We start from the raw sequence: 13124 nt of genomic DNA on the forward strand, positions 1-13124 counted from the left end.
TACTCTCCTTTTTCATTTCCTATTGTTTTGTAGCAGCCACCTCTTCTGCAGCATCATGTTTCTCTGTAATCTTCCAGTCTCGTCCCACCGTCGTTCCTAAGAACTCATCTGAATAATTAGAGCTCACCTCTTGTTGAGGGTGCTTTTTCATATACCAAAACTTCATTAGCAAATAATAAGAGGCAATACCTAGCGGAAAACCAATGATATACATATAGTCGATAAAATAAATGGCAAGCCCACCGGAGATAATCCAAGAAATCATACCCGCCCAGTTTACCCCGGCATCAAACTTAAACTGACCTGATGGTTGATAGAGGGCTTTAACATTCAAACGTCTTTTGCGGATGATGTAATAATCACAAATAATTATTCCAGCGACTGATGATAAGATTGCTCCATAATAGCCAAGGAACGTAAACAGCTGATTAAGAATCGCCCATGGTTGAAATAGCGTACCTACGATTCCAGCTAGCGCGATTCCAACACCATAAGATAAGTTGAATTTCGCACCTGCATTTACGAAGGTAAGGGATGCTGGAATGAGGTTCGCAGCTGAGTTTGTGGACCATTGTGCAAGCACAACCATCACAAGTAAGATAACCATGATCCATCCTGTCGCTGTTTCTTGAATCACATCAATTGGATTCCATAAACCTGTGCCGAGTATACTAACTGCTCCGATTACTCCCATAAAGGTTTGGACGAGCGGAAGAGCTATTATATGTGGTAAATAATTATTACGATTGCGTTTGAACCAATTCCGTTCATTCAATGGAGCTTTTACATATCGGGTTATATTTGGTATATCAACGGCGAGAGCCGACCAGAACCCCATATTCGCTACCATTACGAGAAACCATGTTGTCGTTTGACCCGTTCCTTCATAAGTGAATACGTTCGTTCCTTGATCTGCAGCTAACCCTACCATATCCATAAAGATCCAAATCGAGATTAATATGATCGAAGGCGCAGCCACGATTGCAAATCGATCGACTGCTTTGATCCCTAAAGCTGTATTAATGATTTGTACGATTGCGAAAACAAAATACCATACCATCCAAGAATCAAAACCTGTTAAGCTATTTACAATGTAATTAATAGCCGTCGCTCCAAGATAGGTTTGAATCCCAAACCAGATTGCAGCAACAATCCCCCGGCTAACTGCTGGAATATGCACGCCGACATTACCAAACGGAGCCCTCATATAGGCGGCAAATGACAAACCATGTTCAATCCCGATATCTCCACTTAAACTTCCAACGATTGCTATTACAATATTTGCAAGTAAAATTGCTCCAGCTACTGTCCACAATGACATTGAATCAATTCCATTTGCTCCAATTTGGAAAGTCGCGATGATGACTGCCATTCCAACCCAAATGTTAAAGAAACCAAAACCCGAGATCACCCTATGCCTCGAATGCGTCGGAATAATATCCTTTGAAACCAAAGTATTTTTTTTCAAGTTAGACCACCCTTTGTTATAATATTCAGTCAATTACCTGTAAAAAATGATTGAAACCAAATTCACATTCCCTTCCTGTCATTTGATTTCAATCCCATAAACAACATTTTAGGTGAACGATTTATACGTCATCTTCTCTAACTCTTTTACAATTAGACCTTTGTTTAAATCTCGTAAATATGGAATCGACCGTCTTTGCTTCGTGACTTCATTTAATTCGATTGAACTTACGATCACTTCGTTTTCCCGCTCAGCCTCTTTGATAACCTCGCCTTTTGGATTCACAATCCTGCTATGTCCTCCGAACTCTGTCTCTTTTTTCTCGAGTCCGGTCCGGTTTGCCGCAATCACATAGCACCCATTTTCTAGCGCACGGGAACGAGTAGCAATATCCCATGCATAGAGTCTTGCTTTCCCAAAGGCTGAAGGATAAACGATGAGATCCGCTCCTTTTAGAGCAAGTATCCGTGAAGTATCTGGATATCCAACTTCATAACAAATTTGAATTCCGAGCTTACCCCATTCAAGATCGAAGACTGGAAGATCGTCTCCTTTTGCGAATCTAGTATTCTCTTGATCCCATAAATGGGTTTTTCGATACTTTCCTACAATTCCAGTTTCATTGGTTACAATGGCGGAATCGTATACTATTCCTCGCGTTTCATCTCGTTCAAGGATACAACCAACGAGCGTAACTCCACGTTCCTTCGAGATGTTTACCATCCACTCTGTGGTTTCGCCAGGAATGGTTTCAGCTAGCTCAACATCTCTCTCTTCGACTCTGTATCCCGTATTAAACAGTTCTGGAACGATAATCAAGCTAGCTCCTTCATGGATTGCTTCATCAATCAACCTACTAGCATGGGCATAATTCTGATGTTTGTCAGCAATAGCGCAGTTCATCTGGATTGCTGCAACTGTAAGTAAATTTACTTTGTTCAACTTCATCCTCCTTTCTCCTTGTCTATAAATTAATGCAAGGATCGTGCCAAGTTTAACTCCCTATAGTTTGTCGGTAATATCAAAGTGTTCATAATAAAAACAACACTAGATTTATGTATTACTGCATAGATTGTGCAATAATGCATAAAAGCTTATCCATTACAAAAAGCCATAGGGTGTGGCACACCTTATGGCTTTAAGATCCAATTTTATTTAGTTTTCTACTGATCGTTGATTGATTCACTCCTAATACCTTTGAAATTTCTACAGTCGTTTTAAATCTCTCTTTAGCCAATTTCAAAAGTTGTGTTTCTGCTTGTTCCACACAGTCTTTCAGAGGCATAATATCGAGCACCTGTATTTTTTCGTCAACTTCCTTCCGCTGAGCAAAAACTTCAGGTAAGAATCGTTCCGACACTTCAGTTTCATCCGAGATTACGATAAGCCTCTCTACTATATTTTGTAGTTCACGTACATTTCCAGGCCAGTCGTGTTGCTCCAATCGTTCGAGTACCCTTGAAGAAAATGATTTGTTAGACACATATTTTTGGTTATAATATTCCATAAAATGAAAGACGAGTGGCAAGATATCTTCTCGTCTCCCTCTCAATGGAGGAATACTGATTGGGACAACGTTTAAACGATAATATAAATCTTCCCGAAAATGTCCTGCTTTTATGTGATCGATTAATTCTTTGTTCGTTGCGGCTAAGATACGCACGTTAACCTTTATTGGCTTCGTACCACCGATCCTCATAACTTCTTGTTCTTGCAAAACTCTTAAAAGCTTTACTTGCAAGGGAGGAGCTAGCTCTCCGATTTCATCTAGAAACAGCGTACCTCCGTTAGCGGACTCAAACAGACCCATTTTTCCATTCTTTTGTGCACCTGTGAAAGATCCCTTCTCGTAACCAAACAGTTCAGATTCAAGAAGTGCTTCTGGGATAGCCCCACAATTAATCTTTATGAATGGCTTTTCAATGCGCTGACTTGATTGATGGATAAGGTTTGCGATCACTTCTTTACCGACACCAGATTCCCCTAATATAAGAACGGTTGAATCTACATGAGCCACGCGTCTAGATAAATCAGTAACTTCTTGCATTTTCTGGCTTTGGTAAATGATCTGCTTCTTTTCACTATTTTCCTTACGTAGCTCCATGAGCTCCTGTTTATATCCGCTCATCACCTGCTTCAACTCATCGATTTCAGATTGCAACTGATGAACCTCTGTAATATCTCTAGAAGCATTCACAACTCTTTCAACATGACCATCATTACCTTTTATCGGGGTGCCGACCACCATTAAGCGTCTTCCAGTTCTCGTCGTTTGGATGGTTGAAATCTTTTTCCCCTGTTCGAGAACTAACCTTGTAATCGAAGGCTTATAGATCCCTTCTTCCTCAAGCTCGTTCACATTCTTTCCGATAAGCTCCTGCTGATCTTTCCCCCATAATTCTTTACATGCTGAACTAACTCGAAGGGTATTTCCTTCACCATCAGACACATAAATAACATCATAAGATGAATCGAATATAGCTTTTAAATCCATACTCATTTCTTTGTACAACTGATATTCTTCACCTATCTCGCCAAAGCACTTAATTGATCTAGCGAGCACTAACACACCGTCTACCTCTCCTGTTTCTCCTTCTATAGGAAGAAAGTCGAAATAAAAAGAATCCGTAATTGCCTCAAATTTGATTCCTAACTTCTCTTTTCCTTTCAATACTTCGCGTACATTTATTCGAACAGCTTCCATCTCAAATATTCGGGGCTGCACCACTGAATTAATAGAATGACAATGTTCGGTACGATCGAAGTAAGCTATTCCAAATGGCATAGATTGAAATAAGTGACGATCTAGCAGCTCTTTTTTTGACAAGTAGCATTTCCCTCCTGCTCTATAATCCCTATTAACACCCATTATACATTTTAGAAAATTCAGAAACAATGCATCGTTGCAAATATAGTATTCCCTACTGCATAACAACCTCTTAAACTAGTAAACCGAACTTTCTAAGATTTCTGATATAATTATCGTAAATTATTTTTTCCTTACTCATAACAGGCTTTAAAGCTAGTTTCACTACATACCCAGTAAGTTTGGCATGGTACTTGCATTACTATATTTGTGAAAAGGATAAATTTATTAGAGGAGTGATTGTAGTGGCGAAAAAAGAAATTCTAGTAGCATATGGTGTAGACGTAGATGCGGTTGCTGGATGGTTAGGATCATATGGTGGAGAGGATTCTCCTGATGATATTTCACGAGGCTTATTCGCTGGGGAAATCGGTGCACCTCGATTACTTGATCTGTTCGATAAATATAACCTAAAAACAACGTGGTTCATACCAGGACACTCTATTGAAACATTCCCTGAACAGATGAAAGACGTTCATAACAGAGGACATGAAATCGGTTCACATGGGTATTCTCACGAGAATCCTATCGCGATGACACCTGAACAGGAAGAAGCGGTCTTACTCAAGTCGCTCGACCTTATCGAAGACCTAACAGGTAAGAAACCAACTGGATATGTTGCCCCCTGGTGGGAATTTTCCAACGTGACGAATGAACTTCTTCATAAGCATGGGATCAAATACGATCACAGCTTGATGCATAATGACTTTACTCCATATTATGTCCGCGTAGGAGACAGTTGGACAAAGATCAATTACTCAAAGCCTGCAGATGAGTGGATGAAACCATTGACTCACGGAGAAGAAACGAGCTTGATCGAAATTCCTGCAAACTGGTACCTCGATGATCTTCCTCCAATGATGTTCATTAAGAAATCACCAAACAGTCACGGTTTCGTTAATCCTCGTGACCTTGAAGAAATGTGGCTGGACCAGTTCGATTGGGTTTATGAGAACATGGATTACGCGACGTTTACGATGACAATTCATCCTGATGTGAGTGGTCGTCCTCAAGTTTTGAAAATGCATGAACGGATCATCAACCATATCAACAAGCATGAAGGCGTAAAATGGGTTACGTTCGATGAAATTGCTGACGACTATGCAAAACGGAATCCTTTTAAATCAACAGTCTCAACTTCAAGCGAAAAATAAGAATTCATTCAGCAAATCCACTCCTAATAAGGAGTGGATTCCCTTTATCATTTATAAGGAGGACTAACATGTGTATTTTATGTGGCGAATTCGTTATGGACGTTCATTGGACCGACCTAGCATCAACGAATCATTCTGATGAAATGGTGGTCGGTAACCAGCAGCGAACGAGACAACGGACTCGACTCCACCGCACCGAACTTACCAACAAAATACTTCACACGTACCGTTTAAAATTAGAAGACTGGAATGGGAGTAAATTTCTCTTAAGCGATCCAAAAGGAAATCAGGAGATTATTCACGATCTCGGTACCCTTTGGTCCACCGCTGAAAAGATGATAGGCGAACCCATCGACCCGCTCGATCCATACCTTCTTCAACAGCTTCAAAAAGAAAACTCTATATAAGAAGAGGTGAGGACTTCATGAATCATGAGCATAAAACTCCGATTACCGTTGTGACCGGCTGTCTCGGAAGCGGAAAAACAACGTTGCTGCGTAACTTATTAAAAGACCCATCTCTCCAACAACATACGGCTGTCATCGTTAACGAATTCGGTAAAGTCGGGTTAGATCACCATTTACTTAGAAAAGCAGATGAATCGACGATCCTTCTAGATGGTGGGTGTATTTGCTGTAATAACCGCGAAGATTTAGAAAACGAACTTAAAGCCTTATTAAGTGGTAAGAATAAGGTAGATGACATCGATCGCGTTATCATTGAAACAACCGGGATGGCTGACCCAGCTCCTATTTTGTTCACCGTACTGACAAACCCGCTTTTAAAGCACCATTTTTATATTGATTGTGTTATTGCAACTGTTGATGCAAGAAATGGGCACCTGCATTTAAAAAATAACCCAGAATTAGTCAAACAGGTCACCGTCGCTGATAAAGTCATTTTAACGAAGACCGATATCAGCTCTCCTAAGCAAAAGGAGCACCTTAAAAAGGAATTAAAAACATTAAATCCTTCTGCAGTCCAATATGAGGTTGTCCATGGAGAGGTAGAGATAGATATCCTCAAAGGCGGGAATAAGGACTTTTCCCAGCATTCATTCAACGAACCATCAAAAGCAAAAAACAGTCATTATTCATCAGATATTCACTCCATATCCTTTACGTTCGCAAGACCCCTCGATTGGACGGCATTTGGACTGTGGCTAAGTGCTCTCTTGCATGCAAATGGGGAACGCATTATGCGTGTAAAAGGGCTACTCGATGTAGGAGAGGCAGGCCCAATCGTCTTAAACGGTGTGCAACATATCATCCACCCACCCGATCACCTCGAAGAGTGGCCAGAGGAGAACAAGCTGTCTCATCTCATATTTATTATAAGAGGGATAGAGCCTGAGAAGATTGAGAAATCCTTGAAGAGCTTTCAGACGTTACTTGGAACGGATGTAGAGATGTTTGAGGTGGAGGGAGTGGTTTAGTTAGCATTATTTTCTCAAATTTATATTAATAAAAGCAGCAGCTTACGTATAGGATCATTAAGAGATTCCAGCTAAACATAAGAAGTTTAATAGAAACATGAAGTAAGCCCTTAATCAAACGTTTGATTAAGGGTTTAATCTGTATGGAAAATAACTCTTACGACTTTGGTTGAAGGGCCAACCATTTCAGCATCCATTCTTTCAATCGTATTTGGAGCATTGTTAAACAGCGAATCGGCGAGACGGTTCTGCTGATCCATCAATAAAACCGAGGGAATAATCATACCTTGGTTGACTTCACTTGGTTTTCTATATATATATCTATAAGGAATATTTATTTGGAAGTGAATAATTAGAACCGACTACTAGATTTTCCCAGACTCACCCCCGTGAACTTTTAAAAAAATCAGGAAAGGTACAATCGCTAACCCAACTTTAATGGTAAATACACCTCTTGCACCCACCTACTAAACTTCTCCTGTGCATCCATATAATGATTCGCTTTGAAGAGATAGAGTTCCAAATCATCATCCACTTCAAATCCCATCTCGAGGAGCTTTTTCACAACCTCCTCACTTTCTTCTACTACTGAAAAATAGACATCCCATTGATTATCATCATTCAGATAAGCCTGAGCAAACAGCTCTAGACCTGATTCCTCTTCAAAATAATAAATTTCATTTTGCTGCTGATCATACACATACTGAATAAACGCTTCATATTGTTCCAGAAATACAAATTTACTCAGCCAGAGAGTTAATCTCCCAACAATAGAATAATAGACATTCTTAGGGATTAAGCTAGCTTCTACAGAAAGTTCTGTTCCATTATCGCGTTCTACTAATTGATAGCGAGTGAAGCTTGTGCCTTCATTCGTTACGGTTTTCATCGCAATTTTATACGGAGGTTCGTGAACAAGCACTTCTGCATCGAACGTATAAATTTTCTTACCTAGCTTCTGTTTTGAAATAAAAGTCGAGCCTGCCGTGATTTCATCTTCAGAACCCTCATAAATATGCTCCACAATCATCGTATTCCATTTCAGCACATGCTTGTCCTTATGTAGACATTCATAAACAAGATCAATCGGTGCTGAAATGAAGTGATTATATTGAAATGCTCTTAACTCTTTCATTCATTCTTCTCCCTGCTTAATCTCACCCACTTCTAAGGTGAGTAAAATAAGACTTTTATTTAGCCACTTTTGTGCCCTACCTTATATTCAATAATAATTCACTATTTCCTTTATTTGATGTCACGTTACTTTCATTCATAGGGAGAGCTCAAAAGATATTCCTGTCGCTATTGGCTATTAAGAATGTGCGGTTTATCACATAACAATTCTCCTTATATCTTTATAGTATGTGTAAGTTATCATAATCGACTATACACACAATAGGGTGATGAACATGAATGCTATAGAACTTTTAACCGCTTTAACACCTGTACTCGCTGTATTTATTCTTCTCGTTCTTTTGAAACTTCCGGCAACGAAAGCAATGCCGGTTAGCTTCTTGCTGACCGCTGTCCTCTCTTATGTCGTATGGAAAATACCTCTACTACAAATTGCAGCGGCTTCCATTGAAGGACTAATCATATCAGTATCTATTCTTTGGATCGTATTTGGTGCCATCTTGTTATTGAACACCTTGCGTAATAGTGGTGCCCTCGATGCGATCCGAACTGGGTTTATGGGAATTTCAACAGATAGAAGGGTACAACTCATCATTATTGCATGGTTGTTCGGGGCATTTATTGAAGGTGCAGCTGGTTTTGGGACACCTGCAGCCATTGGGGCTCCGCTCCTTGTCGCCCTTGGTTTCCCTCAGCTTGCTGCTGTGGCACTCGCACTTATCGCAGATAGTAGCCCCGTATCATTTGGAGCTGTTGGAACGCCAATTATTGTAGGAGTTGACCAGGGTCTCCGTCAGGGCCCTGCTATTGCTGATCAAGTGGCAGCAACACTTGGCAACCAATCAATGGGGGACTACTTGCAATCAGTAACGCAAAGCGCCGTGTTTATCGATTTATTCGTAGGTACCTTCATTCCATTAATTCTCGTCATGATGCTAACACGTTTTTTCGGAAAAAATCGTTCATGGAAAGAAGGGTTGGCGATTTGGAAGTTTGCGCTATTCGCTGGGCTAAGTTTTACACTTCCAGCTTTCACAGTTGCAAGCTTACTAGGTCCTGAATTCCCTTCAATCATTGGAGGACTCTTAGGGCTTGCGATCGTCATACCTGCGGCTAAACGAGGGTTTCTATTACCTGATAAGTCATGGGATTTTGAAAAACCTACTAGTACTCCGAATAAAAGAACACCCCTCCCACTCTGGCTTGCATGGATGCCTTACCTACTAGTAGCTATTTTCTTAGTTTTAACACGGTTAGACATTTTACCTATTAAGGGATGGTTAAAGTCAGTAAATGTTGGTTGGCAACAGATTCTTGGAACAGAGATCAGCACTTCATTTGAACCGCTCTACTTACCAGGCTCCATTTTCATTGTGGTGATTCTCATTACGATTGTTATCCATAAAATGACGATGGAAGCAGTAAAAGTTACCATGATTGACTCATTAAAAACGATGGGTGGAACCGTTATCGCGTTAAGTACAGCTGTACCAATGGTTCGGATCTTTATTAATTCAGAAGTGAACGGTGCGGATTTAATGAGTATGCCCATGGAACTTGCTACGATGGTTGCGAACTCCGTTGGAAATGCCTGGCCTCTCGTTGCGCCATTCATCGGTGCACTGGGATCATTTATCTCAGGAAGTGCTACCTTTAGTAACATGATGTTCTCCCTCTTCCAATTCAGTGTCGCGGACCAGCTACAGATGAACGAGCAGCTCGTGCTGTCTCTGCAGGTTCTTGGAGCAAATGCCGGTAACATGATTTGTGTATTGAATGTTGTTGCTGCTGCGTCTGTGGTTGGAATGGTTGGAAAGGAAGGAACGATTATCAGGATGACGATTGGGCCGATGCTTTTTTATGCGGTGTCTTCAGGGGTGCTGGGGTTTTTGTGGGTTATGATTCTATAGGTTCATAGTAGTATTAATGGAACGGTTCTACTGATTCTAATTCTTGTATATAAAACATTTGAGCTACTCACTGAGTGAGTAGCTCGAGATATGTTTCACTAGCTTTTTGCAAAAAAAATTTAATCAGAAGAACCTTTCTCATGCATGCTATTGTTAAGAAACTAGGATTGCTTCTTTTGAAAAACTTATATATTCAAACGTTTGTTTAACCCTTATAAGCCTTTTTGGTTTCGACCATTCACTTTCTTTAGAAACTTCTTCACTTTTCTTTTGCAATAGAATAATTCCCGCAAACTCTTGATTCCTTCAATTTCTTTTTTAATAACTTCATATTCTTTCGATTCTTCTTCAGTTAGCTTTATCTTTGGTTTCGGGAATGGGATAATTTTTGCCAATGAGTTCTCCTTCTATATTTTTTTCAGCTGACGCTATATTAATTATTGATATGCAAAAGGTAAAGAGATGTACTTAAAATAATTTACTAGTGCTCTAATCACCCATTTTAAAAAATTAGGGGTTGATCCTAACTGCTTCAATAACTAACAAAACATAATCTAAATCAAAAACAATAGAGTTCGTTACTTATGCATTTGATGAATCACTAACTTGTCCTGAATCGATTAATTGACTTGAGAGTTGGATATTTCCTATGTCTTTCTTCAATTGAAAAAGTAGCTTTGTCTTGTATCCCAAGAATCATGAGAACTGCCTCTTTGTGGAACATGTCGAATTATGACTAAAAGTTTATGGGGGTTGAACACAAAAAAAGAGTGTTAATTAGCGAAATTTTAGCTATACTTAATGAGTTATTAAAAGTATAGGGGGATTTTATTTTGTCATTATTACAGAAGCAAGGTTTGACTTCGGAGGAGCTACAAATGCTTAACTCCGAAATGCAAAAGAAACAAAAAGCAAGTGGCACAACATGGTTGTTGTGGTTCTTTGCAGGTAGTTTAGGCGCCCACCGTTTTTATTTGGGCAAAACCGGAACTGCAGTTGCAATGTTATTTACATTGGGTGGACTTGGTATTTGGACATTAATTGATCTATTTCTTGTATCCGGAATGATCAGAGACACTAATGAACAAATTGAAAATGAAATTTTGGATGAAATTCGCGTTATTTCTAGCGCTAAACGTAATTCTGCTTCTTAAGGCCATATTCGATGTATAACCGAAAAATCAAAAAGACGCTAACATTAGAAGAGTTAGGTTTTCTAGAAACAGAACTGCTGAAGAATCGAAAAAATAAAGAAGCAGCATGGGGATTATGGGCAGGCTTATCTTTCTTCGGTGCTCATCGTTTCTATACCGAGAATTATGGCTATGCATCAATCATGTTGAGCACTACGTTCATTCCGTTTATTGCAATCATTATTATTTTTACTAGTGGTCTGAATGGACAAGGTGCAGAAATATTTTTATATTTATTCTTTTCGATGCTCATTGGCTCTGTTGTTTGGAGCTGGATTGACGCACTATTTCTTAATAAACGTGTAGAAATACTTAACAATGAGATAGAAATGAGTATTATTAACGAAATTAAAGAAAAGGAGAGAGCATAAATATGCTCATCTCCTTTTTTATGTATTTATCTTTACGAATAAACCATCACAACTTTGGGGGACACCATGAAAAAAATATTATCTATTCTGTTTGTAACATTCATATTTTTTATTGCGGCTTGTAGTAATGATGAGAATGCTTCAACGGAAGTCGATGCAAAAGCATCAATGGGAACTGAAGAAAATAAGAGGTTAAACGAAGAGAATCAAAAGGAACAAGAAAAAACCAAACAAGTAGGAGAATCACAAGAAAAAGCACCAGATAACTCTATTGCTTTAGAGGTTTTAGAAGAGAAGAGTCTATATGTATTACCCATTGTAGACAATGGGATTGAATACATGTTATACATTTATGCTAATAATGAAAGACCTGTCACAGAAGAAGAAGTTAAAACTCCTGATTTCATTCAATCGAAGGACATAGCAACCGGGGATTATCAGTTTGCACTACAAAAGAACAAGCAAAGTTGGGCCATTCCTCAAGATGTTGAGATCCCGCTGTTTGAAGAGAAATATGGAGGTAATCAAGAAACACTACTAGCTTTTGAAAGAGGTAAAGGGGCTTACATTGTAACAGCAGATGAAGAACAAGTAGTCGTTCTTACACAAGCTGATACATATGATCGTATTAAGTATATGAATGGTGGTAGTGTGACAAGCTTCTATCATATAACAAATGGGGTCCTTGAACATTTAGTTGTTACCGACACTAAAGAACACTCTAGACCATTCGCATTAACTGAGGGTAAGGTAAAAGAAATTGACCAAGGGCGTTTACAATTGGTCAGTGCCCCTCACGGCAATGATTATGGTTCGATTTTGAAGATACGTACCTTGGACCTCTTTCCAGACTCTTCTATATTAAGTACATATAACGATACTGGATTCCCATTTCTCGAAAATGGAATAGAAAGGAAGTTTAACAAATGGGTTCAAGATGAGGAATACATCTTCGGGTTTCCTTTAGATAAGGGATCATTTGGAGAAGGTATATGGAATAATAAATCTATGGAACAAGCACGAGATGAAGAACGCGAAGAAACTACCGGGATTCCGCGTTCTGAAGAAGGGGATACTGTTCCTGAGATCAACATCAATCTTGAAAAGGCTTTATTAACAAGAGCGAAAGAGGGTTTCCTTGGTGATATTGATATTAAGTTGAACACAACGGAAAAAGAGTTGTTATCTGTCTATCCTGGGCTAGAGTATGGATTCTTTGAGACAGATACTCAATTTCACGAGAATTATAGATTTTTCTTACACTCCGTAGAAGATTATGTCTATGGCATCGAGTATGTTTATGAAAATAATACTCCATATACATTAGGTGAGGTAAAGCGATTGTTTGGAGAGCCTGACGAAAATTATGAAAACTGGCAACAAAATAACCTTTTACATATATATCATTCTGGGGAGAACTGGTTAGTTTTTAAAACAGAAGGGTTCACATGGGATAATGATATGCCGTTAAAGGCTGTGATGGTGAGGCCAGAAGGAAACTTTGATTAAAACTACCTAGCTCCACTCTAGATCCTAATTCAATCAAACGTTTGTTTAATATGCGAGTTGGTTGTAACAAAACAACAACTGCTC

Annotated in this window: 13 protein-coding genes; 7 read left to right on the plus strand and 6 right to left on the minus strand. The window is 39.2% G+C overall.

The window, feature by feature from the left end:
• Positions 1-19: 19 nt before the first annotated feature.
• The 3 genes from ACXAHI_RS10810 to ACXAHI_RS10820 form a co-directional block, all read right to left on the minus strand.
• A complete protein-coding gene (locus ACXAHI_RS10810; protein ID WP_474847658.1) occupies positions 20-1468 on the minus strand; it encodes an NCS1 family transporter in 1449 nt (482 codons plus the stop codon).
• A 108-nt stretch (positions 1469-1576) separates the two neighbouring features.
• On the minus strand, positions 1577-2410 hold the full coding sequence (locus ACXAHI_RS10815) for a carbon-nitrogen hydrolase family protein (RefSeq protein WP_474847660.1): 834 nt from the start codon (positions 2408-2410) through the stop codon (positions 1577-1579).
• A gap of 196 nt (positions 2411-2606) precedes the next feature.
• Positions 2607-4295, minus strand: a complete 1689-nt coding sequence (locus ACXAHI_RS10820) for a sigma-54 interaction domain-containing protein (RefSeq protein ID WP_474847662.1) — start codon at positions 4293-4295, stop codon at positions 2607-2609.
• Between the two features lie 284 nt (positions 4296-4579).
• Here ACXAHI_RS10820 and ACXAHI_RS10825 point away from each other — a divergent pair, with 284 nt between their 5' ends.
• The 3 genes from ACXAHI_RS10825 to ACXAHI_RS10835 all read left to right on the plus strand — a co-directional run bounded on the left by ACXAHI_RS10825 (position 4580) and on the right by ACXAHI_RS10835 (position 6923).
• Entirely contained in the window at positions 4580-5488 is a 909-nt protein-coding gene (locus ACXAHI_RS10825; RefSeq protein ID WP_474847664.1) for a polysaccharide deacetylase family protein, read from the plus strand.
• A 68-nt stretch (positions 5489-5556) separates the two neighbouring features.
• Positions 5557-5895, plus strand: coding sequence for a hypothetical protein (locus ACXAHI_RS10830; protein WP_474847666.1), 339 nt, complete (start codon positions 5557-5559; stop codon positions 5893-5895).
• 17 nt (positions 5896-5912) lie between these two features.
• Positions 5913-6923 carry a CobW family GTP-binding protein gene (locus ACXAHI_RS10835; RefSeq protein WP_474847667.1) on the plus strand — a complete coding sequence of 337 codons (1011 nt, stop codon included), beginning with the start codon at positions 5913-5915 and terminating at the stop codon, positions 6921-6923.
• 134 nt (positions 6924-7057) lie between these two features.
• Here the strand turns inward: ACXAHI_RS10835 and ACXAHI_RS10840 are convergent, their stop codons facing one another.
• Positions 7058-7207, minus strand: coding sequence for a hypothetical protein (locus ACXAHI_RS10840; RefSeq protein WP_474847669.1), 150 nt, complete (start codon positions 7205-7207; stop codon positions 7058-7060).
• 140 nt (positions 7208-7347) lie between these two features.
• The gene (locus tag ACXAHI_RS10845) at positions 7348-8058 is read right to left on the minus strand and encodes an SRPBCC domain-containing protein (protein ID WP_474847671.1); all 711 of its coding nucleotides are present in this window, start codon (positions 8056-8058) and stop codon (positions 7348-7350) included.
• A gap of 274 nt (positions 8059-8332) precedes the next feature.
• On the opposite strand from ACXAHI_RS10845, the gene ACXAHI_RS10850 reads away from it, so the two are divergent.
• A complete protein-coding gene (locus ACXAHI_RS10850) occupies positions 8333-9967 on the plus strand; it encodes an L-lactate permease (protein WP_474847673.1) in 1635 nt (544 codons plus the stop codon).
• A gap of 212 nt (positions 9968-10179) precedes the next feature.
• Here ACXAHI_RS10850 and ACXAHI_RS10855 read toward each other — a convergent pair whose 3' ends face one another.
• A complete protein-coding gene (locus ACXAHI_RS10855) occupies positions 10180-10362 on the minus strand; it encodes a hypothetical protein (protein ID WP_474847675.1) in 183 nt (60 codons plus the stop codon).
• A gap of 438 nt (positions 10363-10800) precedes the next feature.
• Here ACXAHI_RS10855 and ACXAHI_RS10860 point away from each other — a divergent pair, with 438 nt between their 5' ends.
• From ACXAHI_RS10860 to ACXAHI_RS10870, 3 genes are all read left to right on the plus strand, one after another.
• Positions 10801-11121 (plus strand): TM2 domain-containing protein, encoded by a 321-nt coding sequence (locus tag ACXAHI_RS10860; RefSeq protein WP_474847677.1) that lies wholly within the window; start codon positions 10801-10803, stop codon positions 11119-11121.
• Between the two features lie 11 nt (positions 11122-11132).
• Positions 11133-11531: a TM2 domain-containing protein gene (locus ACXAHI_RS10865; RefSeq protein ID WP_474847679.1), complete on the plus strand. Its 399-nt coding sequence runs from the start codon at positions 11133-11135 to the stop codon at positions 11529-11531.
• 66 nt (positions 11532-11597) lie between these two features.
• Complete coding sequence (locus ACXAHI_RS10870; protein WP_474847681.1) at positions 11598-13040, plus strand: hypothetical protein; 1443 nt, start codon at positions 11598-11600, stop codon at positions 13038-13040.
• The last annotated feature ends 84 nt before the right edge of the window (positions 13041-13124 follow it).

This window comes from Anaerobacillus sp. ABD4_527, assembly GCF_056160805.1.

Bases quoted from the DNA above. Each gene is read 5' to 3' on its own strand.
- ACXAHI_RS10830 (WP_474847666.1), top strand. From the start codon at position 5,557: ATGTGTATTTTATGTGGCGAATTCGTTATGGACGTTCATTGGACCGAC.
- ACXAHI_RS10835 (WP_474847667.1), top strand. From the start codon at position 5,913: ATGAATCATGAGCATAAAACTCCGATTACCGTTGTGACCGGCTGTCTC.
- ACXAHI_RS10840 (WP_474847669.1), bottom strand. From the start codon at position 7,207: ATGATTATTCCCTCGGTTTTATTGATGGATCAGCAGAACCGTCTCGCC.
- ACXAHI_RS10845 (WP_474847671.1), bottom strand. From the start codon at position 8,058: ATGAAAGAGTTAAGAGCATTTCAATATAATCACTTCATTTCAGCACCG.
- ACXAHI_RS10850 (WP_474847673.1), top strand. From the start codon at position 8,333: ATGAATGCTATAGAACTTTTAACCGCTTTAACACCTGTACTCGCTGTA.
- ACXAHI_RS10865 (WP_474847679.1), top strand. From the start codon at position 11,133: ATGTATAACCGAAAAATCAAAAAGACGCTAACATTAGAAGAGTTAGGT.
- ACXAHI_RS10870 (WP_474847681.1), top strand. From the start codon at position 11,598: ATGAAAAAAATATTATCTATTCTGTTTGTAACATTCATATTTTTTATT.